The 26,380-nt window shown below is 66.0% G+C and carries 27 protein-coding genes; 6 read left to right on the top strand and 21 right to left on the bottom strand.

The genetic code is table 11. The features are described from left to right. Window positions 1-5: 5 nt before the first annotated feature. The 16 genes from WS62_RS15630 to flhD all read right to left on the bottom strand — a co-directional run bounded on the left by WS62_RS15630 (window position 6) and on the right by flhD (window position 15,072). Window positions 6-506 (bottom strand): VOC family protein, encoded by a 501-nt coding sequence (locus tag WS62_RS15630; RefSeq protein ID WP_066572268.1) that lies wholly within the window; start codon window positions 504-506, stop codon window positions 6-8. A gap of 183 nt (window positions 507-689) precedes the next feature. After that, window positions 690-1,988 carry a DUF3443 domain-containing protein gene (locus WS62_RS15635; RefSeq protein WP_066572270.1) on the bottom strand — a complete coding sequence of 433 codons (1,299 nt, stop codon included), beginning with the start codon at window positions 1,986-1,988 and terminating at the stop codon, window positions 690-692. Window positions 1,989-2,010: 22 nt separating this feature from the next. Beyond that, on the bottom strand, window positions 2,011-2,514 hold the full coding sequence (locus tag WS62_RS15640; RefSeq protein ID WP_066572272.1) for a DUF2844 domain-containing protein: 504 nt from the start codon (window positions 2,512-2,514) through the stop codon (window positions 2,011-2,013). Window positions 2,515-2,722: 208 nt separating this feature from the next. Further along, window positions 2,723-3,451 carry a protein phosphatase CheZ gene (gene cheZ, locus WS62_RS15645; RefSeq protein WP_066572274.1) on the bottom strand — a complete coding sequence of 243 codons (729 nt, stop codon included), beginning with the start codon at window positions 3,449-3,451 and terminating at the stop codon, window positions 2,723-2,725. Between the two features lies 1 nt (window position 3,452). Further along, entirely contained in the window at window positions 3,453-3,848 is a 396-nt protein-coding gene (cheY, locus tag WS62_RS15650) for a chemotaxis response regulator CheY (RefSeq protein ID WP_059473810.1), read from the bottom strand. A gap of 49 nt (window positions 3,849-3,897) precedes the next feature. Continuing rightward, on the bottom strand, window positions 3,898-4,989 hold the full coding sequence (locus WS62_RS15655; RefSeq protein WP_066572325.1) for a protein-glutamate methylesterase/protein-glutamine glutaminase: 1,092 nt from the start codon (window positions 4,987-4,989) through the stop codon (window positions 3,898-3,900). 5 nt (window positions 4,990-4,994) lie between these two features. Beyond that, window positions 4,995-5,693: a chemoreceptor glutamine deamidase CheD gene (gene cheD / locus WS62_RS15660; protein WP_066572277.1), complete on the bottom strand. Its 699-nt coding sequence runs from the start codon at window positions 5,691-5,693 to the stop codon at window positions 4,995-4,997. Continuing rightward, window positions 5,690-6,637: a CheR family methyltransferase gene (locus WS62_RS15665; RefSeq protein WP_066572280.1), complete on the bottom strand. Its 948-nt coding sequence runs from the start codon at window positions 6,635-6,637 to the stop codon at window positions 5,690-5,692. Before WS62_RS15665 ends, cheD begins: the two co-directional genes overlap by 4 nt. A gap of 3 nt (window positions 6,638-6,640) precedes the next feature. Then, window positions 6,641-8,644 (bottom strand): methyl-accepting chemotaxis protein, encoded by a 2,004-nt coding sequence (locus WS62_RS15670; RefSeq protein WP_066572283.1) that lies wholly within the window; start codon window positions 8,642-8,644, stop codon window positions 6,641-6,643. A 58-nt stretch (window positions 8,645-8,702) separates the two neighbouring features. Then, a complete protein-coding gene (gene cheW / locus WS62_RS15675) occupies window positions 8,703-9,230 on the bottom strand; it encodes a chemotaxis protein CheW (RefSeq protein WP_059473814.1) in 528 nt (175 codons plus the stop codon). 30 nt (window positions 9,231-9,260) lie between these two features. Next, on the bottom strand, window positions 9,261-11,552 hold the full coding sequence (gene cheA, locus WS62_RS15680; RefSeq protein WP_066572290.1) for a chemotaxis protein CheA: 2,292 nt from the start codon (window positions 11,550-11,552) through the stop codon (window positions 9,261-9,263). A 31-nt stretch (window positions 11,553-11,583) separates the two neighbouring features. Continuing rightward, window positions 11,584-11,964: a response regulator gene (locus WS62_RS15685; protein WP_066490953.1), complete on the bottom strand. Its 381-nt coding sequence runs from the start codon at window positions 11,962-11,964 to the stop codon at window positions 11,584-11,586. A gap of 30 nt (window positions 11,965-11,994) precedes the next feature. After that, window positions 11,995-13,017: a flagellar motor protein MotB gene (gene motB, locus WS62_RS15690; protein ID WP_066572291.1), complete on the bottom strand. Its 1,023-nt coding sequence runs from the start codon at window positions 13,015-13,017 to the stop codon at window positions 11,995-11,997. 16 nt (window positions 13,018-13,033) lie between these two features. Beyond that, window positions 13,034-13,894, bottom strand: coding sequence for a flagellar motor stator protein MotA (gene motA / locus WS62_RS15695; protein ID WP_059473818.1), 861 nt, complete (start codon window positions 13,892-13,894; stop codon window positions 13,034-13,036). A gap of 214 nt (window positions 13,895-14,108) precedes the next feature. Then, complete coding sequence (gene flhC, locus WS62_RS15700; protein ID WP_066490966.1) at window positions 14,109-14,660, bottom strand: flagellar transcriptional regulator FlhC; 552 nt, start codon at window positions 14,658-14,660, stop codon at window positions 14,109-14,111. A 91-nt stretch (window positions 14,661-14,751) separates the two neighbouring features. Further along, window positions 14,752-15,072: a flagellar transcriptional regulator FlhD gene (flhD, locus tag WS62_RS15705; RefSeq protein ID WP_059473820.1), complete on the bottom strand. Its 321-nt coding sequence runs from the start codon at window positions 15,070-15,072 to the stop codon at window positions 14,752-14,754. Between the two features lie 592 nt (window positions 15,073-15,664). On the opposite strand from flhD, the gene WS62_RS15710 reads away from it, so the two are divergent. Next, complete coding sequence (locus tag WS62_RS15710; RefSeq protein ID WP_066572298.1) at window positions 15,665-16,729, top strand: glycosyltransferase family 4 protein; 1,065 nt, start codon at window positions 15,665-15,667, stop codon at window positions 16,727-16,729. Between the two features lie 103 nt (window positions 16,730-16,832). Here the strand turns inward: WS62_RS15710 and WS62_RS15715 are convergent, their stop codons facing one another. Further along, a complete protein-coding gene (locus WS62_RS15715) occupies window positions 16,833-17,129 on the bottom strand; it encodes an H-NS histone family protein (RefSeq protein WP_066490971.1) in 297 nt (98 codons plus the stop codon). 306 nt (window positions 17,130-17,435) lie between these two features. On the opposite strand from WS62_RS15715, the gene aqpZ reads away from it, so the two are divergent. Beyond that, window positions 17,436-18,140 (top strand): aquaporin Z, encoded by a 705-nt coding sequence (gene aqpZ, locus WS62_RS15720; protein WP_066490974.1) that lies wholly within the window; start codon window positions 17,436-17,438, stop codon window positions 18,138-18,140. A gap of 164 nt (window positions 18,141-18,304) precedes the next feature. On the opposite strand, the gene WS62_RS15725 is transcribed toward aqpZ, so the two are convergent. Then, window positions 18,305-19,126, bottom strand: coding sequence for a Cof-type HAD-IIB family hydrolase (locus WS62_RS15725; RefSeq protein ID WP_066572300.1), 822 nt, complete (start codon window positions 19,124-19,126; stop codon window positions 18,305-18,307). A 108-nt stretch (window positions 19,127-19,234) separates the two neighbouring features. Beyond that, window positions 19,235-20,125 (bottom strand): BadF/BadG/BcrA/BcrD ATPase family protein, encoded by an 891-nt coding sequence (locus WS62_RS15730; RefSeq protein WP_066572302.1) that lies wholly within the window; start codon window positions 20,123-20,125, stop codon window positions 19,235-19,237. A 151-nt stretch (window positions 20,126-20,276) separates the two neighbouring features. Here WS62_RS15730 and WS62_RS15735 point away from each other — a divergent pair, with 151 nt between their 5' ends. Continuing rightward, window positions 20,277-20,882 (top strand): DNA-3-methyladenine glycosylase I, encoded by a 606-nt coding sequence (locus tag WS62_RS15735; protein ID WP_082720998.1) that lies wholly within the window; start codon window positions 20,277-20,279, stop codon window positions 20,880-20,882. A gap of 435 nt (window positions 20,883-21,317) precedes the next feature. Here the strand turns inward: WS62_RS15735 and rpsU are convergent, their stop codons facing one another. Continuing rightward, complete coding sequence (gene rpsU / locus WS62_RS15740) at window positions 21,318-21,530, bottom strand: 30S ribosomal protein S21 (protein WP_066572305.1); 213 nt, start codon at window positions 21,528-21,530, stop codon at window positions 21,318-21,320. Window positions 21,531-22,074: 544 nt separating this feature from the next. On the opposite strand from rpsU, the gene WS62_RS15745 reads away from it, so the two are divergent. The 3 genes from WS62_RS15745 to fliT all read left to right on the top strand — a co-directional run bounded on the left by WS62_RS15745 (window position 22,075) and on the right by fliT (window position 25,233). After that, entirely contained in the window at window positions 22,075-23,226 is a 1,152-nt protein-coding gene (locus WS62_RS15745) for a flagellin (protein ID WP_066572306.1), read from the top strand. A gap of 149 nt (window positions 23,227-23,375) precedes the next feature. Continuing rightward, a complete protein-coding gene (gene fliD / locus WS62_RS15750) occupies window positions 23,376-24,905 on the top strand; it encodes a flagellar filament capping protein FliD (RefSeq protein ID WP_066572308.1) in 1,530 nt (509 codons plus the stop codon). 13 nt (window positions 24,906-24,918) lie between these two features. Then, window positions 24,919-25,233 carry a flagellar protein FliT gene (gene fliT / locus WS62_RS15755; protein WP_066572310.1) on the top strand — a complete coding sequence of 105 codons (315 nt, stop codon included), beginning with the start codon at window positions 24,919-24,921 and terminating at the stop codon, window positions 25,231-25,233. A 485-nt stretch (window positions 25,234-25,718) separates the two neighbouring features. On the opposite strand, the gene WS62_RS33855 is transcribed toward fliT, so the two are convergent. Then, window positions 25,719-26,120 (bottom strand): hypothetical protein, encoded by a 402-nt coding sequence (locus tag WS62_RS33855; RefSeq protein WP_082720999.1) that lies wholly within the window; start codon window positions 26,118-26,120, stop codon window positions 25,719-25,721. Window positions 26,121-26,380: the final 260 nt, after the last annotated feature.

Below are 26,380 nucleotides of genomic sequence, written 5' to 3' on the forward strand. Positions count from 1 at the left end.
GGCGCTCAGCCGGCCGCGGCCCGCTGCAGCGTCGCGAGGTCGATCTTCTTCATCTGCATCAGCGCCTGCATCGTGCGCGACGCCTTCGCCGGATCGGCGCCCGTCAGCAGTTCCGGCAGTTGCGCGGGCACGATCTGCCACGACAGCCCGAAGCGGTCCTTGAGCCAGCCGCACTGCTGCGCGCTCTCGTCGCCGCCTTCGGACAGCCGGCGCCAGTAGTCGTCGATCTCGTCCTGCGTCGCGCAGTTGACGACGAACGACACGGCCGGATTGAACTGGAACGCGGGGCCGCCGTTCAGCGCGACGAAGCTCTGGCCGTCGAGCTCGAAGGCGACCGTCATCACAGTGCCCTCGCCCTGCCCGGACGCCTGCGCGCCCTCCCTGCCGTAGCGGGCGACGCGTGTGATCTTCGCGTTGTCGAACACCGATACGTAGAACGTGGCGGCTTCCTCGGCGTTGCCGTCGAACCACAGGAAGGGGGTGATGCGCTGCACACGTGCTGTCATGACGTCTCTCCTCATGAGTCTTCCTCTGCGGAACAACCTAACGATGATAGGCGCTCGCGGCGTGTGCGGCCGCGCATCTTCCGTAGTTCTCCATGCAAAAGGGCGCGATTTCTCGCGCCCTTTTTGGGTGGGTTCGCGACGCGCGGGCGTCCGGAAAAACCGCCCGCCCGCGCGCCTGTCGCGTCAGAACGCGACGTAAGGGGCCGGCCCGCCGCTGCCGCGCTGGTCCATTCCGAAGTACAGCGTCTTGCCGAAGAAGTGCGGCAAGCCGAAATCGAGCACCCGTGTGTCGCCGAACGGGCCGCCCAGGTTCGGCACCGCGGACTTGTACGACGAGAACAGCGAGTTCGCGTTGGCGATCGAGATCGACGGCGACGCCTGCGCGCCGTTCAGGCCGATGACGGTGGCCGTCGTGTTCTGCGTGCCCGTCGTCGGGCAGTAGAACGATGAATTGTTGCTGCAAACGGGCAGCGTGACGGCCGTGCTGCCGCCCGTGTCGAAGAAGTACGCGTTCGAGCCGGTGTCGAAGAACGCCGTGCTGATCGCGCGCCCTAGCAGCGTGCCCGTCAGGTCGCCCGCCGTCGTCGACGTGAGCTTGGTCGCGCTCGACGGCAGGGCGTTGTTCGCCTGCGTGTTGATGCCGAACGTCAGTGTGCCGGTCGCGCTGCCGCCCGACGGCGGATTCATCGCGACGATCACGCCGTTGTTGTCGGCCGCAAAGCGCGGCACCGGATTCGCAACCTGCTGCGCGAGCGGCACCGTCGTGACCTGGCAGCTCGAGTTGCCGTTCGGGCACGCGTAGTAGTTGCTGTAGAGCGTCGACGTCACGCAGTTCGCGCCGCAGTCGTACGGCGCGGGCCCGATCCCGAGGATGCCGTTCGCGCCGAGGTCGGCGGCCGTGTTCGACGGCGAATTGCCGTTCGAGCACGACGCCGGCACGCCGGACGTGCCGAGGTCGCCGATGATCTGGACCGGCAGCGAGCTCGCCTGCTCGCCGGCGATCTTCACGTCGGCGGTGCGCACGGTGCCCCACGTGTAGCTCGTCACGAACTTGCCGCACTCGACGAGCGCGCCGCCGCTCACGCTCGACACGGGCAGGCTGCCGAGCACGTTCGACGCGGCGGTGTTGACGATCCGCAGCCCGTACGACGCGGTGTCGACGAGCACGTTGTCGATCGTCTGGCACGCCGACGTGCCGGGCGCGCAGATCGTCACGCTGACGGTCGGCATGTTGACGACGGTCGCGACGCCCGTGCTGACGGTGATCGCCGTCTGGTTCGACGCGAGCGGCGTGCCGGACGAGCCGCCCGAACCGCTGCTCGAGCCGCCGCCCGCGGACGTGCTGCCGCCGCCGGAACCGGTGTTGACGGACGCGTTCGAGCCGCCGTCGCCCCCGCCGCCGCAGGCGGCGACGAGTGCGACCGTGGCCGCGCCGACGCTCAGCGCGCCGAGCCAGCGAGTCAGAGTGTGTTGGAAGCGCAAGATCTGTCCCCTCCCGTCGCGATCACTGGATGTCGTTGGTGGAGAAGCCGGCAGGCAGCGCCTGCGGCAGCCACGCCTGACCGGAGTACGAGCCCATGTGGCCGCCCGTGTGGACGACGAGCCCGCTCGTGTCGATCGCGGTCGGCGCGCGCGGCCCGCGTGCGGCGTGGGACGCCTTCACGCCCGCCTCGTATTGCGGGAAATAGCTGCCGAGCAGATCGGAGAGATCCGGCGCGATGGGGCCTTGCCACGACAGCGCGAACACGGTGCCTGCCGTCGAGACGTACTCGCGCACGACGGTGCCGGAGCCGAGCGTGGTTTCCCGCACGGTGTAGCCGACGGCGGCCGTCGATGCGCTGCCCGCCGCATGGATGCTGCGCTGCATCGAACGCACCACCGCGGCGGTATCCGCGGCGGGCGGGGTCATCGGCGCGCCGCCGAGGCCCGCGTGGACGGGCGCGGCAAGCCACGCGCACATGAAGCCGGCCGCCGTCGCGGCGATCCGGCGAAATCGACTCGATCTCACTCCATTCCTCCTCGAATTCAGGCTCGCATCTCGGGCGGCGTGACGTCTGCCGGCTCATGCACCGCTCATAATCGACAATCGACAATCGAAAGCGAAAAGAAAGCCATCGAGAGCCGGCAAACCAGGAGCGTAGTATGCCTGTCTCTTATGTCAGAAACCTATTGGCATTAATCTCGACGATCTCTTGAATTTTGCAAAACAAATCGACTCAAAAGCCGAGGCTCGCCAGCAGATCGTCGACTTGCGCCTGATCCTGCACGACGTCCGCCTTCCCTTCCGGATTGATTTGCGGCCCATTCAGCAGCGATTCCGGCGTGATCGCGCCGCCCGCCTGCTCGGCGGCGAGCGCGGCGGCCGTCGCGGCGAACTGCTCGCGCCGCTCGGGCGCGATGTTTTCGACCAGCACGGTCAGCAGTTGCTGCTCGATCAGGTAGACCATGTCCATGATCTTCTTGATCACCTGGCCCGTCAGATCCTGGAAGTCCTGCGCAAGCATGATCTCGAGCAGTTGCGCGTTGGTCGCGCCCGTCGCCTCCGGAAGCGCGCGCAGGAACGCGCGCGTGTCGTCCATCAGGCCACGCACTTCCGCGCGCTCGATCGGCGACTCGTACCACTTCGCCCAGCGCGCGTCGAGCGCCGCGGCCTCTTCCTGCAGGCGCACCTGCACGGGCTTCGCGATCTCGATCGCGGTCAGCACGCGCTCGGCCGCCTGCTCGGTCATCGCGACGACGTAGCGCAGCCGATCGCGTGCATCCGGCACGGCTTCCGCCGCCTTCTCGACGTGCTTGTCGAGTCCCAGTTCGCGCATCGAGTCGCGCAGCGTGCGCGTCAGCTGGCCGATGCGCGCGAGAATACGGTCGCTCGCCAGATCGGCGGCGTCGGCAAGGCGTTCATCGGCACTCGCGCCGGCAAGCGCTGCATTGATCGGCTCGTTCACGTCAGCTCCCCGCTTTCGCCATCTTTTCCAGAATCTTGTTGAGCTTCTCGTCGAGGGTCGCCGCCGTAAAGGGCTTCACGACATAGCCGCTCGCGCCCGCCTGCGCGGCCGCGATGATGTTCTCCTTCTTCGACTCGGCCGTCACCATCAGCACGGGCAGATGCGACAGCGACGCGTCCGCGCGGATCTCCTTCAGCATCGCGAGGCCGTCGAGGTTCGGCATGTTCCAGTCGGAGATCACGAAGTCGTAGCCGCCGCCGCGCAGCCGCGCAAGCCCGGCGAGACCGTCCTCCGCCTCATCGACGTTCGAATAGCCCAGCTCTTTCAACAAGTTGCGGACGATCCGACGCATCGTCGGAAAATCGTCCACCACCAGAATCTTCATGCTCTTGTCCATCATCTCTGTTCCTTTCCTGATTCGTGTCCTGTAACGGTGGCGCCTAGGATTACACGCGCTGCACGCGGTCGCCCATCGACGCAAGGCGCGCCATGATACGGCGACTCATGTCGGAAAGGGGCGCGACGTCGTCGACGCCGCCCATCGCGATCGCCTCGCGCGGCATCCCGAACACGACGCAGCTCGCCTCGTCCTGGGCGAACGTATACGCGCCCGCCTTTTTCATTTCAAGCAGCCCGGCCGCGCCGTCGCGGCCCATCCCGGTCAGGATCACGCCGAGCGCGTTCTTGCCCGCGTGCTGCGCGGCCGAGCGGAACAGCACGTCGACCGACGGACGATGGCGGTTGACGGGCGGATCGTCCGACAGATGCGCGATGTAGTTCGCGCCGCTTCGCGCGAGCAGCAGGTGCGCGTGGCCGGGCGCGATGTACGCGTGACCCGGCAGCACGCGCTCGCCGTGCTCCGCTTCCTTCACCGAGATCCGGCACAGCCCGTTCAGGCGCTGCGCGAACGAGCGCGTGAAGCCGGGCGGCATGTGCTGCGCGATCAGGACGGCGGGCGCGTCGGGCGGCAGCGGCGTCAGCACCTCGCGGATCGCCTCGGTGCCGCCCGTCGACGCGCCGACGATGATCAGCTTCTCGGTACTGACGAGCGGATTGTTGATGAGCGGCGCGGCGGCGGCGCCTGCGTGGCCGGGCGCGGCGGCTGCCGCGTGCGGCTGCGGATTCTGCCGCACGCGCGCGCGTGACGCGGCGCGCACCTTGTCGGCCAGCTTTTCCGAGTATTCGAGCATCCCGTCGCGGATCCCGACGCGCGGCTTCGTGACGAAGTCGACCGCGCCGAGCTCGAGCGCGCGCAGCGTGATTTCCGAGCCGCGCTCGGTCAGCGACGACACCATCACGACCGGCATCGGCCGCAGGCGCATCAGCTTCTCGAGGAAGTCGAGGCCGTCCATCCGCGGCATTTCGACGTCGAGCGTCAGCACGTCCGGGTTGTGCTGCTTGATCAGCTCGCGCGCGACGAGCGGATCGGGCGCCGTCGCGCACACCTCCATGTCGGGCTGGCTGTTGATGATTTCGGTCATCAAGCTGCGGATCAGCGCCGAATCGTCGACGCACAGCACTTTGATTTTCTTCTGCACAGCGTTCAAGCCTCCTGCTTTCTTGTGGCGGGCTGCGACGCGGCCCGCGTACCGAACAATTCGATGCGGGCCTTCGCATCCGCCTTGGGCGCGGGCGTCCCGAACAGCTCGACGCGCGGGCGCGGACGGGCGGCGCGCTCGCCGCGCGCCTCGCGCGCGAGCGCGGCTTCCCGCTCCGCGACGTCGGGCGCCTGCACGCGCAGCTTCTTCACCATCGCCTGCCCCGTGTGCGGCATGAACGCGACCTTGCGCGGATGCACGCCCTGCAGATCCTCGGCGGTGATGCGGATGCGCTCGAGCGCGAGATAGCGGCGCGCGAAATCGGCGTTGCGATCGCCGATGTTGATCGTCGTCATCCCGGCGAGCACGGCCGCGCCGCCGAACACCTTCGCTTCGAAGCGCTCGCGGCGGCCGCCCGCCTTGATGAGCTCGTTGATCAGCACTTCCATCGCGTATGCGCCGTAGCGCATCGATTCGGATGCGGCGGCGGACGGATCCGCACCGTCGTCCGGCAGCATGAAGTGGTTCATCCCGCCGATCCGCGCGATCGGATCGTGCAGGCACGCGGCGACGCACGAGCCGAGCACGGTGACGAGCACCATGTCCTCGCGCGTCGTGTAGAACTCGTTTGGCAGCAGCTTCACGCCGCGGCGGTGGAAGTGCGCGTCGAAATAATGATTGGTCGCGATCGGCAGCCCGCTCATCGGAGTTCCTCCTCGGCCGCGGCCGCGCCGATGCGCGAACGCACGCGCGGCGCGGCGGAATGCCCGTCGCGCGTCAGCTCGTAGACCGTCTGCCCGCGCAGATGGAACGCCTGCGTCACGTACGTGAAGTTCTCCGAATGGCCGGCGAACAACAGGCCGCCCGGCTTGACCAGCGGCTCGAAGCGCGCGAGCACCTGCGACTGCGTCGGCTTGTCGAAATAGATCATCACGTTGCGGCAGAAGATCGCGTCGAACGGCTTCGTGAGGCCGTAGTCGGCGTCCGTCAGGTTGAGCTGCGCGAAGCGGATCATCGCGCGCAGTTCGGGGCGCACCTTCACGCGGCCCGCCTGCGCACCCGCGCCTTTCAGGAAGAAGCGCTTGAGCCGCTCGGGCGACAGGTGCTTCACCTGCTCGAACGCGTAGACGCCCGCTTCCGCCTTCGCGAGCACCTGCGTGTCGAGGTCGGTCGCGAGCACGGTCGCCGAGCGCGCGGCCGAATCGCCGAGCGCCTCGACGAGCGTCATCGCGATCGAATACGGCTCTTCGCCCGTCGACGCCGCCGAGCACCACACCGATACCGGCTGCTCGCGGCGCTTGACGAATTCGGCGAGGATCGGGAAGTGATGCGACTCGCGGAAGAACGCAGTCAGGTTCGTCGTCAGCGAATTCGTGAACGCTTCCCATTCGACCGGGTCGTTTTCACGCTCGAGCAGCTCGAGGTAGTCGCAGAAACGGTTGAGCCCGCGCGCGCGCAGGCGCCGCGCAAGGCGGCTGTACGCCATGTCGCGCTTGTGCTCGGACAGCGAGATGCCCGCGCGCCGATAGATCAGCGCGCGGATCTTCGTGAAGTCGGCGGACGTGAATTCGAAGTCCCGCGCAGCGTCGCCCGACCGTTCTTGCGGTTCGAGTGCGTCGAGACGAGAGGCGGCGCGTGCGGGCATCATGGCTTAAAAGGTTTCCCAGTCGTCGTCGGAGGACACCGCGGCGACCGCGGGCTTCGACTCGCCCGACAGCACCGGGCGCTTGAGCGCGAAGGAGGATGCGGAAGCGGCGGCGGCTTGCGGCGCGGCGGCCGCGCCTGCCTTGCCTGGCGACGGATGCGCGGCTGCGCCCGGCTTCGCGAGCTTCGGCGCGTAGGCGGAAGACGCCGTGGACGCGGCGGACTTCGGCGCGTCGGCGGGCTTCTTCGTGGGCCGCGGCGCGGCGCCGGGCGTGCCGTGCGTCGCGCGGGCGCCGTGTGCGGCGGCCGAAGCCGACGACGATCCGGACGCGCCGGCGGTCGCAGACGCGCCGGCAGCGGGCGCGCGCGACGTGGTCGCAACGGCCGACGGCACGCTCGGCGACCCCGCGTTCGCATGCGCCTTCGCCCCCGACGAAGCCGCGGCGGACGCGATCCCGCCTTCGACGCGCCAGACCGACACGACCTGCTTCATCTGCCGCGTCTGCTCTTCGAGCGACGCGGCCGCGGCGGCCGCCTCTTCGACGAGCGCCGCGTTCTGCTGCGTGACGGCGTCCATCTGGCTGACCGCGCGATTCACCTGGACGATGCCCGTCGACTGCTCTTCGGACGCCGCGCTGATCTCGCCCATGATGTCCGTCACGCGGCGCACCGCCTGAACGATTTCGGCCATCGTCGTGCCCGCGCGCTCGACGAGCGCCGAGCCGCTTTGCACCTTGTGCGCGGAGTCGCCGATCAACTGCTTGATTTCCTTGGCGGCCGTCGCGCTGCGCTGCGCGAGCGAGCGCACCTCGCCCGCGACGACCGCGAAGCCTCGGCCCTGCTCGCCCGCGCGCGCCGCTTCGACGGCTGCGTTCAGCGCGAGGATGTTGGTCTGGAATGCGATGCCTTCGATCGTGCCGATGATGTCGGCGACCTTCGTCGAGCTCGCCGCGATGTCCTGCATCGTCGTGACGACCTGGCCGACGACCTCGCCGCCTTGCGTCGCGATGTCGGACGCGTTGACCGCGAGCTGGCTCGCCTGCCGCGCGTTCTCCGCGTTCTGGCGCACCGTGCCCGTGAGATGCTCCATGCTCGACGCGGTTTCCTGCAGCGACGCCGCCTGCGATTCGGTGCGCGCCGACAGGTCGGCGTTGCCGCTCGAGATCTCGCGCGCGCCGGCGTCGACCGCCACCGCGCCGCGATGCACGGCCTTCACCATGTCGGCGACGGCCGCCTGCATCCGGCCGATGCCCTGGAACAACCGGCCGATCTCGTTCTTGCCCGCGACTTGCGACGCTTGCGTGAGGTCGCCCGCCGAGATCCGCTCGAACTGCGCGATCGCGACGTTGAGCGGGTGCACGATGAGCCCGCGCAGCGCGAAGCGGATGCCGATCACCATCAGGAACGCGACGCCGATGCCCGTCGCGATCAATGCGATCATCAGCGAAATGCGCGCCTGCGTCGCGTCGAAGCGCGATTCCGCGCGCTTCGAATACGCGGCGACCACCGCGGACGCCGCGCTGTCGTACGCGACGAACATCGGGCTGATTTTCGTGTCGGCGATCGCGTGATACGCGGCGAGGTCGCCCGCATGCGCGGCTGCGAATTCCGGCTCGACGCCTTCCTTCGTCAGCGTCGCGTAGCGCGCGGCGAGCGCGTCCGTGAGCGCCTGGTCGATGCCTTCCTTCGACGCCGCGAGATACGCCTGCCAGTTTTGCGTCGATTTCGCGTACAGCTCCTGCGCGCGCGACAGCACCTTCTGCGCCTCGTCGGCGTTGCCGGCCTCGGACAGCGTCTTGAAACGGTCGAGCGCGACGCGCGAGCGCAGCAGGTACGACGACGTGTCGTCGAGCGTGTGGATCGTCGGCAGGTCGCCGTGCGCGATCGCGTCGAGCGAACGGCTCGCGTGATTGAGCGCGTACAGCCCGAGCCCGCCGACCAGCGCGGCGACGAGCACCAGCATTAATCCGACGGCCGTCAGCGTCGTGCGGATCGACCAGTTGTGCAGCATCGTCAGCTCCCCCGTAGTTCCGTTGCGTGCGTCGCGTGCGACAGCGCGGCGCGCCCGTTCACGCGCCGAGCGTGTCGATCAGCGCCATCTCCTTGCTCGTCATCAGCTTCTCGATGTCCATCAGGATCAGCATCCGGCCGTCGACCGTGCCGAGACCCGTCAGGTATTCGGTCGTCAGCACGCCGCCGAACTCCGGCGCCGGCATGATCTGCTCGGTCGACAGCGTGAGCACGTCGGACACGCCGTCGACGACCATCCCGACGACACGGTGCGCGACGTTCAGGATGATCACGACCGTCTGATGGTCGTAGTCGACGCGGCCGAGATGGAACTTGATCCGCATGTCGACGATGGGCACGATGATCCCGCGCAGGTTGATCACGCCCTTGATGAACTCGGGCGCGTTCGCGATCCGCGTGACGCTGTCGTAGCCGCGGATTTCCTGCACCTTGAGAATATCGATGCCGTATTCCTCGTCGCCGAGCGTGAAGACGAGAAACTCCTGGCCCGCCGCGTCGCCCTGCTCGGCATCACGGCGGTTGGCCGCGTTCGCGGCGGCCGAATTGTTCGTTTGGACTTCGGACACATTAGCCCCCAGATCGATGGATGACGTAAGTTAGGACACGGCGAGCGCGGCGCTCGCGTGCGCGCCGTGCATCGAGCGGGTCTCGCGATTGAGCGCCGCGACGTCGACGATCAGCGCGACGCTGCCGTCGCCGAGAATCGTCGCGGCGGAAATGCCGTACACCTTGCGGTAGTTCGTCTCGAGATTCTTGACGACCACCTGCTGCTGGCCTACCAGCTCGTCGATCAGCATCGCGAAGCGGCGGCCTTCCGTCTGCATGATCGTGACGATGCCCTGCATCGGATCGGTGCGCGCGTCGTCGACCGAGAACACCTCGTGCAGCGCGACGAGCGGCAGATATTCGCCGCGCACGCGCACGACGCGCTCGCCGTTGCCGATCGTATAGATGTCTTCGGCCAACGGCTGCAGCGACTCCATCACGAAATTGAGCGGCAGGATGAAGATCTCGCCGCCGACCTTCACCGACATCCCGTCGAGAATGGCGAGCGTGAGCGGCAGCACGATCCGCGTCGTCGTGCCACGGCCGGCCTGCGACGAGATCTCGACGTGCCCGCCCATCGACTGGATGTTGCGCTTGACGACGTCCATCCCGACGCCGCGGCCTGACACGTCGGTCACGACTTCGGCCGTCGAGAAGCCCGGCGCGAAGATGAGGTTCCACACTTCGTCGTCGCTGATGTTCTCGGAGATCTGCATCCCCTGCTTCGCGGCCTTCGCGAGGATCCTGTCGCGGTTCAGGCCCGCGCCGTCGTCGCTGACCTCGATCACGATGTTGCCGCCGTGATGCGCGGCCGACAGCACGAGCTGGCCGACCGCGTCCTTGCCCGCCGCGCGGCGCGCCTCGACGGTTTCGATCCCGTGGTCGAGGCTGTTGCGCACGAGGTGGGTGAGCGGATCGATGATCCGCTCGATGAGGCTCTTGTCGAGCTCGGTCGCCTGGCCGAACGTGACGAGCTCGACCTGCTTGCCGAGCTTGCCCGCGAGGTCGCGCACGAGCCGCGGGAAGCGGCTGAACACGTAGTCCATCGGCATCATCCGGATCGACATCACGGCTTCCTGCAAGTCGCGCGCGTTGCGCTCGAGCTGCGCCATGCCGTTGTACAGGCGGTCGTGCAGCGCCGGATCGAACGCGCTCGTCGTCTCCGCGAGCATCGCCTGCGTGATCACGAGTTCGCCGACGAGGTTGATCAGTTGATCGACCTTCTCGACGCCCACGCGGATCGAGCTGCCCTCCGCGCTCGCGGCGGCGGCCGGGCGCGGCTTGCGGTCGTCGTGATGCTGCGCGGCGGCTTGCGCCGCGCTTTGTGCGGCGGGAGCCGCGGCCGCCGGTGCGGCGGCGGGCTCGGCGGGCGCGCTCGGCGCGGCGGGTTGCGCGGCCGGCTTCGCCTCGGCAACGGGCGCCGCTGCCGGCCGGGCCGTGGCCGGTTCCGCCGCGGCTTCGGCGGGCTCGGGCTCGGGCTCGTGTTCGGCTTCGTGCGACTGCGACTGCGACTGCGACGCCGCCTGCGTCGCGGCGGCCGCCTCGGGCTGCGCCGCTCCGGTGCCCGGCGCGGTGCCGCGACCGATCGCGATCTGGCTTTCGTCGATCACGAAGCAGCACACGGCGATGATGTCGTCCGACGGCACGTCGGTTTCGAGCCACAGCGTGAGCGCGTCGCCCGCCTTCACGCGGCCGACGATCCGCCCGAGATTGCCGAGCTCCTCGGTCAGCAGTTCCTGGTCCTTGTCGCCCACGCCCGTCAGGGTGATCTTCAGATGCGGGCCGTCGCCGCCTGCGGCGTCGGGCGCGCCGGGCGCCGGATGCGCGGCCTCGACCGCCTGCTCGACGACATGCTCGGGCACGCCGAAGAGGCCTGCCGTCGGCGCGGCGGGTGCGGCCGGCGCGGGCGCAGCCGGTTGAGCCGTGGCCGGTGCCGCCGCCTGCGCGCCGCTCGCCGACGCTTTCAGCCGTTCGAGCTTCCCGCAGATCGCGGCGGCCGCGGCCGCGTCGGGCTCGGCGCTCGCGCGGTAGTCGGCGAGCTGGTCGGACAGCACGTCCTTCGTCTCGAGGAACGCGTCGACCATCTCCTTCGTCAGCGTCAGTTCGTGATTGCGCGCGCGGTCGAGCAGCGATTCGAGGATGTGCGTCGTCTCCGTGAGCGCGGTGAAGCCGAACGTCGCGGCGCCGCCCTTGATCGAATGCGCGGCGCGGAAGATCGCGGCCAGATCCTCGGGATCGGGCGAGGCGACGTCCAGGTTCAGCAGGAGCTGCTCCATCTGCGCGAGCAGCTCGTCGGCTTCGTCGAAGAACGTCTGATAGAACTGTGTGATATCGAGAGTCATGCCGGTTCACCGCATAAAAACGTCGTGTTCATCACGAAAGGCTCGACGACGACGCAAGCGCCGCGACGAGCTCGAGCAGCGCGTCCGGGTCGAGCGGCTTTTCGATCCAGCCGGTCGCGCCCGCGGCGCGCGCCGCGTCCATGAATGCATCGCCGTTCTCGGTCGTGAGGACGAGAATCGGCGTCGCCTCGTAAGCGGGCTGCCCGCGCAGCGCCGCGATCACCTCGAGGCCGTTCTTCTTCGGCATGTAGTGATCGGTCAGCACCAGGTCGAACGTCGCGGCCAATGCGACCTCGAGCCCGGCCTCGCCGTCCGAGGCGACAGTCACGTCGTAGCCCGCTTCGCCTAGCGTCGCGTGCAGCAGCGTGCGCATCGTGGCGGAATCGTCGATGGCGAGAATGGTTCGAATCATGTCGTGTCTCGAATGCGTGTCTCGAAAGCGTCAGGGTTTCTGCGCGGCGGGGCTCGAGGCGCCCGGCGAAGCGGGCGCGGCGGCCGCGCCGGGCGGCGTGATCTGCTGCGCGAGGTGTCCCGTGCCGGCCGCGTCGGACGACAGCGTCGTCGTCGTCGCGTCGTCGCGCATCAGCGCGAGTTCCGACTTGCGGTTCAGCACGATGATGCTGATCCGGCGATTCTCCGGATCGAGCGGGTCCACCTTGTTCAGGTTTTGCGTCGACGCGAGGCCGAGCACGCGCAGCACCTTCGCCTCGTCCATGCCGCCCGCGATCAGCTCGCGGCGCGACGCGTTCGCGCGATCGGCGGACAGCTCCCAGTTGCTGTAGCCCTTCTCGCCGCCCGCGTACGGCACGGCGTCGGTGTGGCCCTGGACGACGATGCGGTTCGGCACGTCGTTGAGCGTCTTGCCGATCTCGCGCAGGATGTCGCGCATGTACGGCTCGACGGCGTTGCTCGACATCGCGAACATCGGCCGCTTCTGCGTATCGACGATCTCGATGCGCAGCCCCATCAGCGTCGAATCGATGCGGATCTGCTGCTTGAACTGGCGCAGCGTCGGGTTCGCCTCGATCGCCGCCATCAGCTTCACCTGCAGGTCGTGCAGCCGCACCTGCTCGCGGCGCTCGAGCGAGCCTTGCGCCTGCGCGAGCGCTTCGTCCTCGCTCTTCTTCACGATGCGGTCGGCGAGACTGGTCGATCCGTCGGTGCGGCGCGTCGCGCCGGCTTCGATGCTCGAAATGTCGCGGCCGCCGCCCTTGACGATGCTCGAATCGTCGGCGCTGCGCTCGCCGCTGCCGAAGACCGCGGCCTTGAGCGGCGTGTTGAAGTACTCGGCGATCCCCTTCAACTGCACGGGCGTCACGGCGGAGAGCAGCCACATCAACAGGAAGAACGCCATCATCGCGGTCATGAAGTCCGCGTACGCGAGCTTCCATGCACCGCCGTGGTGCCCCTTCTTCTGCTGGTTCACCCGCTTGACGATGATCGCCTGATCTTTGCCTTTGCTCATGTCGGGGCCCTCGCGCTCACTTGGCCTTCACGCGGCGCACGTGCTCTTCGAGCTCGGCGAACGACGGACGCTCGGTCGAGAACAGCACCTTGCGGCCGAACTCGACCGCGATCGCGGGCGCGTAGCCGTTCAGGCTCGCGAGGATCGTTACCTTGATGCACTGGAACATCTTGGTCGACTCGGCGACGCGCTGCTCCGCGAGGCTCGACAGCGGGCCGATCAGACCGTACGACAGCAGAATGCCGAGGAACGTGCCGACGAGCGCCTGCGCGATCATCGCGCCCAGCACCGCGGGCGGCTTGTCGGCGGACGCCATCGTGTGGACGACGCCCATCACCGCGGCGACGATCCCGAACGCCGGCATCGCGTCGCCGACGCGCATCAGCGCGTGCGCGGGGCCTTCGCCTTCCGCGTGGTGCGTCTCGATCTCCTCGTCCATCAGGCTTTCGATCTCGAACGCGTTCATGTTGCCGCCCACCATCAAGCGCAGGTAGTCAGTCAGGAATTCGACGATGTGCTTGTCGGCGAGGATCTTCGGATACTGGGTGAAGATCGGGCTCTTCTCGGGGTCGTCGATGTCCGCCTCGAGCGTGAGCGTGCCTTCCTTGCGCGCCTTCGCGAGCAATACGTACAGGAGCGCCATCAGCTCCATGTAGATGTCCTTGTTGTACTTCGAGCCCTTGAACAGCGAGGGCAGCACGCGCAGCGTCGCCTTGATCGTCTTGATGCCGTTGCCGAGGATGAACGCGCCGACGCCCGCGCCGACGATCATCAAGATCTCGACCGGCTGAACGAGCGCGCCCAGGTGTCCGCCCGCCAGCGCGTAGCCGCCGAACACGGACAACAACGTCACGAGAGTTCCCACGAAAATCAGCACTGCCTGTCCCTCACGAATGCGCGACCGGGGGCCGCCGTTAAGTGGTTTACGGCAGTCAGAACGAAAACTTTGAGAACCGCCCCGGAGAGGCCTGCCCGTGTAAACCAGCAGACGGAGAAAACGGCGTGCCGCCCGAGGGACGGGCGGCGCGGCTCGACAGCCGGAGCGAACGCTCGTTCGCCTGCGGCTTATGCGGCTTATGCGGCTTGTCGGCTTATGCGGCGATGGCGGCCTGGCCGGCCAATGCGGCGGCCTTGCGGGTCTTGCCCGCGCGCGACGGCGGCTGACAGAGCCCGCACACGTAGCCGTGGTGCGGATCGTGCGCGTGCGCGACAAAGTGTCCGCCACAGCGGGTGCATGGCGTCATCTGCAGCATGCCGGAATCGAAGAAACGCACGAGTGTCCAGGCGCGCGTGAGACTCAGCACCGCTTCGTCGTCCGACAGGCCGACATGCTCCAGGTACAGCCGGTATGCCTTCACGATCGCCTGGATCGACTCGCAGCCGCCGTGCTCGCGCATGAAACGGTAGATGTTATAGAACAGCGACGAATGAATGTTCGGCTGCCACGTCATGAACCAGTCGGTCGAGAACGGCAGCATCCCCTTCGGCGGCGACACGCCCTTCAGCTCCTTGTAGAGCTTGATCAGGCGATCGCGCGACAGGTTCGTCTCGGCTTCGAGCAATTGCAGCCGCGCGCCCAGTTCGATCAGTTCGATCGCCAGGGTGATCTCCTTGACCTCGATCACTACGCTCTTGGACGCCATCGTCGCTCTCCGCTATTTCCGTTAATCGAACAATCAGATTGCTTATTTCCGCTGATGCACCAATGCGCCTGAACGGGAGGCGCGACTTCGCTCAACGGAAGCTTTCGACCGGCTGACCGGCCATCAGGATCGCCGAGTGCGCGTGCGCGACGGCGGAGCTGCGACCTTTGTCGGCGAGCGACGACAGGAGCGAGTGATCGTCGAAACGGAAACGGCAGAGCATCTGATTCGAGGCGGCGAGCTTGACCGTCTGGGCAAGCGTCAGGTTCACGAGCACGTCGGCGAGTTCCTCCGAAATCCCCATGCGGAACATGCCCATGGCCTTGTCCTCGCGCAGCAGTCGTTGCGCGAGCAGCAGGTAAGACAGGTTGACTTCGTTGATCTCGGCAAGCATTTCGCTGGTTGCGCTCATGATTCGATTCCCCCGTAAGAAATCTTTGGCCAATCGGTAATGCCAATGAAAACGTTTGCTCGATCTACCCAGTAAGAACGGGCAATCGGCTTGTTTATATTCTTACGGGCATTTTGGCCAATCAGCGGGGACGCCGCTATCAGTGAAGGGGAATGCGCCTTGCCGGATTTGTCTGTAAACCGTGTAGGAATTTTTCTGACATGGTGCGGGGATGGCCGGCGAAGCGCCCGTCCGGCCGAAAGTCGCGCCAGTCAAGGCAGGGGAAACACCATCTTCAGGCGCGGCAGCAGCGAAACGGCGCAATCCGCTCGAATGGGCGGGCGACTTTCGCATTCCGTTTCTGCCACATGCTAGCCATTCGGCCAGGCGATTTCTAGGGTTTTTGCGTATTTCATCCTGTAACAAGGGTTAAGCGTTTGAAAAATCCCTCGATACCGAGCGGACGATCCCGATAATGAATCGGAACGCCCGGTCCGGCGACATTCGCCGCGCACCGCCTTGCTTGCCCCAGGGCAGGCGCCCGCCGCTCATCGAGAGCGTTGCTCGCGACATCCGTCGGCGAGTTCCGCTCTCTTCGCAACGGAGATCGCTCATGCGCATTGCCCAAATCGCCCCGCTTTACGAAGCCGTTCCGCCCAAACTCTACGGGGGCACCGAGCGGGTCGTGTCCTATCTGACCGAGGCACTCGTCGAAATGGGGCACGACGTCACGCTGTTCGCAAGCGGCGATTCCGTCACGTCGGCGCGCCTCGAGGCCGCCTGGCCGCGCGCGCTGCGGCTCGATCCGTCGATCCGCGACGCGATGGCGCCCCATATGCGCCTTCTCGAGCAGGTCGCGCGCGTCGCACATACGTTCGACGCCCTGCACTTCCACCTCGACTATCTGCCGTTCCCGCTGCTGTCTCGCCTCGACGCACCGTTCGTCACGACGCTGCACGGTCGCCTCGACCTGCCGGAACTGCAGCCCGTGTTCGACGCGTTCCCGAACGCGCCCGTCGTGTCGATCTCGGACTCGCAGCGCACGCCGCTGCCGCAGGCCGGCTGGGCGGGCACCGTCTACCACGGGCTGCCCGCCGCGCTGCTCACGCCGCAGGCCGACCGCAAGCCAGAATATCTCGCGTTTCTCGGCCGCATTTGTCCGGAAAAGCGCGTCGACACCGCGATCCGGATCGCGGCACAAAGCGGCCTGCCTCTCAAGATCGCGGCGAAGGTCGACAAGGTCGACGAGGATTATTTCAAGGCCGAAATCGAGCCGCTCCTCGATTCCGCGCACGTCGAGTTCATCGGCGAGATCAACGAGGCGCAAAAGCCGGCGTTCCTGTCGGGCGCGAAGGCGCTGCTGTTCCCGATCGATTGGCCGGAGCCGTTCGGCCTCGTGATGATCGAGGCAATGGCGTGCGGCACGCCCGTCGTCGCGTTCAACCGCGGCTCCGTGCCGGAAGTGATCGACGACGGCGTGACGGGCTTCATCGTCGAGGACGTGCAAGGCGCGGTGGGCGCGCTGCACCGGATCGACGAATTGTCGCGCGATGCAATCCGCGCGCAATTCGAGCAACGTTTCAGCTCGCACGCAATGGCGCGGCGCTATATCGACATCTATGAAACGCTGCGCGAGTCGGCCAAGCAACCACAATGGCGACGCGCGGCGGCGGGTTAACCCTTTAGCCGGCGCCATTGCAGAAATGAGGCGCCCATTACGTCCCACAGAGAAGAAAGCCGCATCGGTAAATGCGGCTTTCTTTTTGCCAAGCGCTCGATAATCAGTCGATCAAAAACCGCTCGCGGTTTTTGCCGACGATCCAATGCGGGGGCTTCCCGCGGCCGCTCCATGTGCTGCCGGATTTCGGATCGCGGTATTTGGGCGGCAGCGGCCCCTTCTTCGGCGGGCGACCGCGCCGCGCGCGTTCGGCGAATCCCAGATCCTGCGCCGTCAGGCCATACTCGGCGATCTTGCCTTGCAACTCGGCGATCACGGCCGCGACTTCCTGATGACGCACCTCGTCCGCCTGAGCCTGCAGCTCGGCGATCTGCGCCTTGATTTTCGCGTATTGAGACATTTCGACTCCCTATATCATGATCCGCCTGGCATTTCTCAGCCTAGACACAAAGGATCTATTGCGCAATCGGAATTGCTACGAAATCCGCCAAATTCATTTCGTCTGATAAATTTTAAAGCTCAATTGCAATACTCCTGCAATGCGGCCTTATTCTAATAAAAACACTGATCGGCCAATCTCAATTTGACAATCGTTGACCCTTCACAATCCGTAAGATTTCCTATAATCCAGGCGGCATTCGTGGATGCGTCCCCGCTTTTTGCGGCGCGATCCGTTTTTCGATTTACATGACCAGGAACCACTCCAATGAAATTACCTCAGCGTCTCGCAGCGGAAGTGTTCGGCACGTTCTGGCTCGTTCTGGGCGGCTGTGGCAGCGCCGTGCTGGCGGCCGCTTATCCGGGCCTCGGCATCGGCTTTGCCGGCGTCGCATTGGCCTTCGGCTTGACGGTCCTGACGATGGCGTTCGCAATCGGCCACGTCTCCGGATGTCACCTGAATCCGGCCGTGAGCGTCGGCCTGACCGTGGCGGGACGTTTCCCGGCCCGCGATCTCGTGCCGTACATCGTCGCGCAGGTCGTCGGCGCCACGCTCGGCGCGTTCGTGCTGTATCTGATCGCGACCGGCAAGCCGGGCTTCGACGTCGTCGGCAGCGGCTTCGCGACGAACGGCTATGACGCGCGCTCGCCCGGCCATTACTCGCTCACGGCCGCGTTCATCTGCGAAGTCGTCCTGACGGGCTTCTTCCTTTTCGTGATCCTCGGCTCGACCGACAAGCGCGCGCCTGCCGGCTTCGCGCCGATCGCGATTGGCCTGTGCCTCACGCTGATCCACCTGATCTCGATCCCGGTGACGAACACGTCGGTGAACCCGGCGCGCTCGACGGGGCCGGCGCTCTTCGTCGGCGGCGAGGCAATCGGCCAGCTGTGGCTGTTCTGGGTGGCGCCCATCATCGGCGCGGCGATCGCCGGCGTGGTGTACCCGCTCGTCGCGGGCCGCGACGAAAGCTGACGCCGGCGCGGCCGGATTCGCGCCGGCCGCCCGCACCTCGCCTCACGGGGCGACACGACAGAGGAATACGATCATTCGCCCTTCGCCGGCCAGCGGCGACGAGGCGAAGCCGGAACGGGCGCCGCGGCGCCCGTTTTTTCATCGACGGCGGCTTGCCGTGCGCGTCAGTGCGCCGCGGGATCCTCGAGCACGAACAGCGTACGCAGATGGCGCGCAACGCCCGCTTCGAAGTTGTTGCCGATCCGCGGCACCTTCGGCAGACGCGAGACGAGATCGGGATTCGCGTTGTTCATCATGAACGGATGCCCCGCCGTTTCGAGCAGATCGATGTCGTTCATGTTGTCGCCGAACGCGACGCAATGCGCGGAATCGACGCCGAGCCGCTCGAGCACGACTCGCAGCGCGCGCCCCTTCGACACGTTCGCCGTCATCACCTCGAGGCAATCGGGCAGCGAGTACGTGACGTACAGCGCGTCGCCGAACCGGCGCGCGAGGTTGTCCGAAACGACGGCCAGATCCTCCGGCTCGCCGATATAGAGCACCTTCGCGATGTCCGCGCCGTCGTGCGACAGCATATCGATGACGTCGTAGCGAAATCCGGAATCCTGATGAAATGCGAGCAGATGCGGCGCGTCGCGGTCGATCAGCCAGCCGTCGTTCGTGAAGAGATTGACGATCACGCGACCATGCGTGCCGACGAGCTCAGGCCGCACCAATTGCCGCACCGTGTCGGCGGGCACGTCCTGCGCGTGGATCCGCGTATCGTCGGGCGCATGCACCCGCGCGCCGTTCGACGTGATCAGGTACGGCCGGATGCCAAGCACGTCGCGAATGCCTGCGACGTCCGCATAGTGGCGTCCCGTTGCGATCACGAAGCGCACGCCGCCGTCCGCGAGCCGCCGTACCGTGTCGATCGTGTACGGATCGAGCTGGTGATCGCTGTTGAGCAGGGTTCCGTCGAGATCGGTAGCGATGACTTTGTACATGGCAGACGTCGGAGGATGCGGGGGACGCAGAGGGACGCAGAGGGACGCGGACATTCTATCGTCGGATGGAAAATGCTGCTCGCCGATGTCCGTTCACGCTCGTCGCACTCATTGCCGCGCCGTGAGCCCGAGCCTTGCCGCTTCCCGTGCGGCGAGCCGCAGTGCGCCGTGCGCGGAATCGGCTTGCGGCGCGACGAGCCGCGCACGGTGGGGCTCCAGCACCGCGCTCGCGAGCGCGTCGGCGAGCCCGCCGCACAACGCGACGGGCAGCGCCGCCGCAGGATCGAGCGCATCGATCATCTTGCCGATCTCGACGCCCGCCTGCTCGATCCATCGCGCGGCGGCCGGGTGATCGCGATGCGCGAGCACGATCGGCGCAAGGCATGCATACGCCGTCTGATTCGCTTCGCACGACCAAACGACGAGCGCGTCGCGGTCGGACGCGCCGGTATGCGCGACGAGCGCCTGCGCGAACGCGTCGAGCGGAGCGCGTCCGTCGAGCGCCTGCTGCGCGTACGACAGCGCGCGCAGGCCGAGCCATGCGCCGCTCGCCTCGTCGCCGGACGGAAAGCCGTACCCGCCCGCGATCCGGCAGACGCCCGCCTCGTCGAGCGCGGCGGCAATGCTGCCGGTGCCGAGCGCGACGACGACGCCCGGCGCGCCGCCGTGTGCGCCGACGACAGTCGTGTATGCGTCGCTTTCGACTGCGAGCGCGGCAAGCGGCGCGCTCGCGCGAAATGCGCTTAGCCACTCGCGATGGTTCGCGCCGGCAAGCCCGCAACCGAGCACGCAGCGCTGCCAGTCGAACGGGACGCCGGCGCGCGCGCAAGCGTCCGTGCAGGCGGCCTCGATAGCGCGCCACGCGGCGTCGATGCCGAGCGCGAGCCCCGACGGCCCGCCGTTGCCTTGCGCGAGCTCGCGCTCCTGCCCGTCGGCAAGCACCGCGCGGGTGCCCGTGCCGCCGCCGTCGACGCCGATCAGAAAAATGTCATTGCTCATTGCCGCTTCAGTCCAGATGATTCGTCGAGATGTCACTGATGCAAGAGCTTAACCGCAACGGCCCACCGCGCCCATCGGCCGAACGGCCAGGCTTGCACGCGCTCGCCGATCCGTTATGCTGGCGCGACCAGATCGACGAAACATGCGAAAGATGCCGATGCAGGAACGCTGCAACTGGGTAAAGACCGAAGCGGACGCTCACTATCACGATACCGAATGGGGCGTGCCGTCGCACGACGACCGGCACTTGTTCGAAATGCTCGTGCTCGAGGGCGCGCAGGCGGGCTTGTCGTGGTCGACGATCTTGAACAAGCGCGCCGGCTATCGCGCGGCGTTTGCCGACTTCGACGTCGACAAGGTTGCCCGTTTCACGCCGAAGCGGATCGACGAGCTGATGCTCGATGCGCGCATCGTGCGCAACCGCGCGAAGATCGAGGCGGCCGTCGCGAACGCGCGCGCGGTCCAGCAGATTCGCGCGGAGCACGGCTCGCTCGCCGCGTTCCTGTGGTCGTTCGTCGATGGTGCGCCGTCGCAAAACGCATGGGCGTCGTACCGCGAAGCGCCGGCGTCGACCGAGCGCTCGGACGCGCTCAGCAAGGCGCTCAAGCGCTACGGCTGCAAGTTCGTCGGCTCGACGATCTGCTATGCGCTGATGCAGGCGACGGGCATGGTCAACGACCACGAAAAGAACTGCCCGTGCCGCGCGCGCTGCGCGGCGCTCGGCAAGAAGATGGGGAAAAAGAAGTCGGCGGCATGACGCTTGGGCGTCCGGCCGCGTGCGTCAGCGACGATCGCAGCCGAACTGCGGCGCGTCGGTTCGCGGGGCCGGGCGCGACGCCGAAGCAGTGGATCGTCGAGCCGCCTTCGATCGCGCTCGGCAAAGCGGGCGTGGCTCCGAAGATGGGCGCGTGTCGATCGGCAACCTGATGAACCGGCGGTATCGGGAGCATCGTGAACTCCACCACGCGGACTACATGAAGCCAGGCGATCCGCGCACGGTGAGCATCGCCGCGAAGATCGACTTCTGATGCGGCGATCACGCGCCAAGCCCGGTGGGCCGTGTGCGGCGCGTGCGTACGCAGCCGCTTGCGCTCGCCGCCCGCCCTGCCCGGTGCTGCCCGCGCGCCCCAAACAAAACGGCGGTGCGGCTTCTTGCGAAGCGGCACCGCCGTCGAGGCGAAGCGGACGAAGCTTAGTGGAGCTTCTTCGGCAGCATCTGGCTGCGCAGGCGCTTGTGCAGGCGCTTCACCGCAGCGGACTTCTTGCGCTTGCGCACGGCAGTCGGCTTTTCGTACGACTGGCGCTCACGCAGCTCGGCGATCAGGCCATTTTTTTCGATAGCGCGGCGGAAGCGGCGAATCGCCACTTCGAACGGCTCATTTTCTTTCAAAAGAATCGTCGTCATGTCGTTCCTAATTTGCTTGATACGGTCAAAAACGTAGCGGCCAAGCGCCACGCACCGGCCTTCCGGGCGTTTCCACGAACGGGCGAAACGAGCGGGTATGCGGCCTCGGAGGCCGGAAAAGAGAGGCGGAATGCACCGCGAAACGCTCTGCAACCAACACCAGGCGCCGCGTTTGACTGTCAGCAGACATGTGCCCTACGTATACGCGTAAACGGCAAAGGCGTGACAGAAATCTCAATTCAGCCGGCGATCATAACAGGTAAACGTCGGCTAGGCCAGGGGTTTGCTGTTTTCCCGATCGAAAATCTGTGCAAACGCCGTTGCGCGCGCCGCGAACGGCGCCGGGCCGTGCACGCGATTGCTGCACCTGCAACGTTTGCTCACCGAACGATCTGAGCAAAAAATTCGGGCCGAATCTCGTCGTGTCCCTCAAGTTTTTTGGGCGTGCGCCGAAATCCTGCACAAGGCGGCCGGCAAAGAACGAGTGCTTCCGCCCCCGCCAATAGTGGCATTGATGGGCTTTACGCCCAATTAGGAGATTTTCATGCTCGGAATCAACAGCAATATCAACTCGTTGGTCGCTCAGCAGAACCTCAACGGCTCGCAAAGCGCCTTGTCGCAAGCGATCACCCGTCTGTCGTCGGGCAAGCGCATCAACAGCGCGGCCGACGATGCAGCAGGCCTCGCTATCGCGACCCGGATGCAAACGCAGATCAACGGCCTGAACCAGGGCGTGTCGAACGCGAACGACGGCGTGTCGATCCTGCAAACGGCGTCGAGCGGCCTGACCTCGCTGACGAACAGCCTGCAGCGTATCCGCCAGCTCGCGGTGCAAGCCTCGAACGGCCCGCTGAGCGCAAGCGACGCATCGGCGCTGCAACAGGAAGTCTCGCAGCAGATTTCCGAAGTAAACCGTATCGCTTCGCAGACGAACTACAACGGCAAGAACATCCTCGACGGCTCGGCCGGCACGCTGAGCTTCCAAGTCGGCGCGAACGTCGGTCAGACGGTCACCGTCGACCTGTCGCAAAGCATGTCGGCTGCCAAGATCGGCGGCGGCTTGGTCCAAACGGGCCAGACGCTCGGTACGTTCAAGGTCGCCGTCGATTCGTCCGGCGCCGCCTGGACGGCGAGCAGCACTGGTCAGGAAACGACGCAGATCAACGTCCTGTCGGACGGCAAGGGCGGCTTCACGTTCACCGACCAGAACAATCAGGCGCTGTCGACAACGGCCGCCACCGCGTTGTTCGGCGCATCCACCGCCGGCTCGGGCACGGCCCTGTCGGTGACGCTCAATTCGGCTGCAACCAGCTCGCTGAGCGCGGCGGATCAGGCAGCCGCGACGGCGATGCAAACGCAGGTCAACGCGGTCAACCAGCCGCAGACGGTCTCGAACCTGAACATCAGCACGCAGACGGGCGCCTACCAGGCGATGGTGTCGATCGACAACGCGCTCGCGACGGTCAACAACCTGCAGGCAACGCTCGGCGCGGGCCAGAACCGCTTCACCGCAATCGCGTCGACGCAGCAAGCCGGCTCGAACAACCTGGCACAAGCGCAATCGCAAATCCAGAGCGCGGACTTCGCTCAGGAAACCGCGAACCTGTCGCGCGCGCAAGTGCTGCAGCAAGCCGGCATCTCGGTGCTCGCGCAAGCGAACTCGCTGCCGCAGCAAGTGCTGAAGCTCCTGCAATAACGTGTACCGAACGACGGGCCGCGCTGTCTGGCGGCCCGCCTTTGTGCGGCGGCGCAACACCCTCGTGGCCGCCGCACGTTTTTGTTTTCTGAATCTACCGAATCTCGCGAATTTCGCGCGCCGCTTCCGGCGACGAAGGGAGCTACCCGATGTCCACGCCCGTCACCAGCACCACGACCACGACGCAGCAGCAAACCAACGCGGCGCTTCAGCAGGCAGCGCAGTCGATCATCAGCGGCTCGACGGGCAACTCGTCGATGGACGTCAACTCGCTCGTGACCGCGCTCGTCAACGCGAAAACGGCGGGCCAGACCGCCGCGCTGTCGACGTCGGTCGCCACCGACCAGACGACGCTTTCCGCGCTCGGCACGCTGAAAGCCGCGCTCACCGCGCTGCAAGCCGGGATCGGCTCGCTCAGCGACGGCACGTTGACCCAGAAATTCACCGCCACGGCGACGGGCAGCGGCCTCACGGCGACGACGGCCGCCGGCGCGGTGGCCGGCAGCTATTCGGTTGCCGTCACGCAAATCGCCACGTCGCAGACGCTGTCTTCCGGCGCATTCGATGCGACGCAGCAGCTCGGCACGGGCACGCTGACACTGTCGGTCGGCGGCAAATCGACGTCGATTTCGATCGACTCGACGAACAACACGCTTTCCGGCATCGCCGCCGCGATCAATTCCGCATCGAACAACCCCGGCGTGACGGCGACGATCGTCACGGGCACCGACGGCGCGCACCTCGTGCTGCGCTCGGCGACGACGGGCGCCGCGAACGTGATCAACGTCGGCGTGAGCAACCTGTCCGGCGACAACGGGCTGTCGAGCCTCAATGTGACGTCGACGGCGAGCACGACGGGCGGCCAGTCGACGATCCAGTCCGGCGGCACGATCGCATGGATGCAAAGCACGTCCGCGCAGGACGCCGAGTTCACGGTGGGCGGCATCGCCGCGTCGAGCGCGAACAACGCGGTGACGGGCGCGATCGCCGGCGTCACGCTGAATCTGACGCAGGCCGCCGTCGGCACGACACAGACGCTCAACGTCGCGACCGACACGACCGCGCAGGCAACTGCGATCACGAACGTCGTCAACCTGTACAACACGGTCGTCACGACGATGTCGTCCCTGTCGTCGCTGTCGGGCGCGGGCACCAGCTCGCAAAGCGCGGGGCCGCTCCTCGGCGACTCGACGCTCAACATGATCCGCAACTCGCTCGCACGGGTCGTCGGCGCAGGCGTCACGACGGGCGGCTCGACCGTGTCGCTCGCGTCGATCGGCATCACGTTCGCCGACGGCTCGACGTCGACGCAGGCGGACGGCACGCTGACCATCGACACCACGAAGCTCAACGCGGCGCTGCAGAACAATCCGTCGACCGTCGCCGCACTGTTCAACTCGACGAACGGCATCGGCGCGGAGCTGAACAACACGATCCAGGGCTACGTGCAGACGGGCGGTGTCTTCGATACCCGTTCGAACGCGCTGAACCAGGATCTGAAGAGCCTCGCGCAGCAGCAGACGCAACTCGCGTCGTACGCGTCGCAGCTGACGTCGCAGTACAACGCCCAGTTCACCGCGCTCAACACACTGATGGCGCAGATGAACACCAATTCGAACTACCTGACGCAACTGTTCGGCGGCGCCAACAGCTCTGGCACGCTGGCGACCAACAAGTAACGAATTGCGCACGATGGAGAAACCGATAATGGATCAGATGTCGTTGGTCGAAAACGTACTGTCGATCACCCGCGAAATCGATCACGCGGTGCAGATGGCCGACTGGACCGAGGCCGCGCGCCTGACCGAAGAGCGCTCGCCGTATCTGATGTCGATCTCGGCCGAACAGACGCCCGCGTCTCTCGCGCTCGTGCGCCAGATCCAGGCGATCGATGCGGCGCTCCTCGCGAACGCAAAGGCGGCGCAGGCCGAGTTGCAGGTCGAATACCGCACCGCGATGGATCGGTTGAGCAAGGCCGGCGCCTATCAGGCGGCCGCGCAGCTCTGATCTGACGAATTCCCCCCGAACAACAACAAATCACGCGTTTCGGCGCGTGCTCGTTCACCTCACGGCCCGCCGCAAGGCGGGCATTTTTTCGCCCGTTGTGCGCAGACGCGATCTGTCAATTGGTGGACAATTTCTCACGGGATGCTCGATTAGGCCGCTAGATATCGCTCATTCGGTCGGGGCACGTCCGTCGTGCCCGCATCCTCGCTCGGCCCGCCCCTCGGAGCAGCAGATGCATGCCGACATCGCACTTGTGCCCTAAAAAGCATGCTCGCTCATCGTCGTGACGGCAAGTTCGAGCGGCTGGCCGAATGGCGCGTAAGCGCAGCAAGTCCGCAGTCTCGCTCGGCATACGCGGGCCGAGTTGAGCCGGCAATGCTTCGCCTACGCTCGACCCGCCCCAGCCTCGCCCACTCGAAATTCAATAGAGGTGAACTTCATCAACCGACACAGTAGCGTCTCGCAGATGAAGCTGACGCATAAGATCAGTTAGCCGTTTGAATGAGCAAGGTCGCCTGTCCCGTATTGTCAGCGCAAGCGTCGTCACTTACGTAGGCAATAAATCCCGAGGTATTTCCGGGAACGTCAACAACAGTTGGCTGAGTGACGGTGGTGCCCCATCTGTTGTTTCCATATCCGCCTTGCACAAACACAGAATTGATCAAACAGCCGTTCGTTAAAACGCCATTGGAACAGCTCATGTTGTTCGAGGCGATCGAAATGACATATCTTCCCGGCGCAAGCGGGAACGTCGCGGGAGTGCCGCCAGAGACGTTGCCGGTGTTCGAGAGACAATTGCGCTTCGCGTCGATCACAACGGAGGTCGCCGCCTCACAGACGAAAGGAACGATAGCCACAAGTACTCCGGCGATAATTTTTGCACGCATAGATTAAATTCCCTCGTAAATGGTAGTAGTTCATTGAAAAAATGCCATGGCGCCATACGCGACATAGTCGAACCTGAACAATCCTGGACGGCTTATACGGAAAGGCTGTGATGCCGAAACGGTGTTGTTGGATTTGCAGGAAGCAGGCATATTGACGCGTGAATCCTGCAAATCCTGACGAGGTGTGGATGGGTCCGAAGTTGCCGGTGACAGAGGGAGATTTCTTCCGCCAACCGCTGCGCGAGCAGATCAATCTGAAG

Origin of the sequence: Burkholderia sp. ABCPW 14 (genome assembly GCF_001523835.1) — a bacterium.
Classification (GTDB): domain Bacteria; phylum Pseudomonadota; class Gammaproteobacteria; order Burkholderiales; family Burkholderiaceae; genus Burkholderia; species Burkholderia mayonis.

Excerpts from the sequence above, each read along its gene's own strand:
- WS62_RS15630 (WP_066572268.1), bottom strand. The coding sequence starts at position 506 with ATGACAGCACGTGTGCAGCGCATCACCCCCTTCCTGTGGTTCGACGGC.
- cheY (WP_059473810.1), bottom strand. The coding sequence starts at position 3,848 with ATGGACAAGAGCATGAAGATTCTGGTGGTGGACGATTTTCCGACGATG.
- cheD (WP_066572277.1), bottom strand. The coding sequence starts at position 5,693 with ATGAGCGGGCTGCCGATCGCGACCAATCATTATTTCGACGCGCACTTC.
- WS62_RS15665 (WP_066572280.1), bottom strand. The coding sequence starts at position 6,637 with ATGATGCCCGCACGCGCCGCCTCTCGTCTCGACGCACTCGAACCGCAA.
- WS62_RS15670 (WP_066572283.1), bottom strand. The coding sequence starts at position 8,644 with ATGCTGCACAACTGGTCGATCCGCACGACGCTGACGGCCGTCGGATTA.
- cheA (WP_066572290.1), bottom strand. The coding sequence starts at position 11,552 with ATGACTCTCGATATCACACAGTTCTATCAGACGTTCTTCGACGAAGCC.
- WS62_RS15685 (WP_066490953.1), bottom strand. The coding sequence starts at position 11,964 with ATGATTCGAACCATTCTCGCCATCGACGATTCCGCCACGATGCGCACG.
- motB (WP_066572291.1), bottom strand. The coding sequence starts at position 13,017 with ATGAGCAAAGGCAAAGATCAGGCGATCATCGTCAAGCGGGTGAACCAG.
- flhC (WP_066490966.1), bottom strand. The coding sequence starts at position 14,660 with ATGGCGTCCAAGAGCGTAGTGATCGAGGTCAAGGAGATCACCCTGGCG.
- flhD (WP_059473820.1), bottom strand. The coding sequence starts at position 15,072 with ATGAGCGCAACCAGCGAAATGCTTGCCGAGATCAACGAAGTCAACCTG.
- WS62_RS15710 (WP_066572298.1), top strand. The coding sequence starts at position 15,665 with ATGCGCATTGCCCAAATCGCCCCGCTTTACGAAGCCGTTCCGCCCAAA.
- WS62_RS15715 (WP_066490971.1), bottom strand. The coding sequence starts at position 17,129 with ATGTCTCAATACGCGAAAATCAAGGCGCAGATCGCCGAGCTGCAGGCT.
- aqpZ (WP_066490974.1), top strand. The coding sequence starts at position 17,436 with ATGAAATTACCTCAGCGTCTCGCAGCGGAAGTGTTCGGCACGTTCTGG.
- WS62_RS15725 (WP_066572300.1), bottom strand. The coding sequence starts at position 19,126 with ATGTACAAAGTCATCGCTACCGATCTCGACGGAACCCTGCTCAACAGC.
- WS62_RS15730 (WP_066572302.1), bottom strand. The coding sequence starts at position 20,125 with ATGAGCAATGACATTTTTCTGATCGGCGTCGACGGCGGCGGCACGGGC.
- WS62_RS15735 (WP_082720998.1), top strand. The coding sequence starts at position 20,277 with ATGCCGATGCAGGAACGCTGCAACTGGGTAAAGACCGAAGCGGACGCT.
- rpsU (WP_066572305.1), bottom strand. The coding sequence starts at position 21,530 with ATGACGACGATTCTTTTGAAAGAAAATGAGCCGTTCGAAGTGGCGATT.
- WS62_RS15745 (WP_066572306.1), top strand. The coding sequence starts at position 22,075 with ATGCTCGGAATCAACAGCAATATCAACTCGTTGGTCGCTCAGCAGAAC.
- fliD (WP_066572308.1), top strand. The coding sequence starts at position 23,376 with ATGTCCACGCCCGTCACCAGCACCACGACCACGACGCAGCAGCAAACC.
- fliT (WP_066572310.1), top strand. The coding sequence starts at position 24,919 with ATGGAGAAACCGATAATGGATCAGATGTCGTTGGTCGAAAACGTACTG.
- WS62_RS33855 (WP_082720999.1), bottom strand. The coding sequence starts at position 26,120 with ATGCGTGCAAAAATTATCGCCGGAGTACTTGTGGCTATCGTTCCTTTC.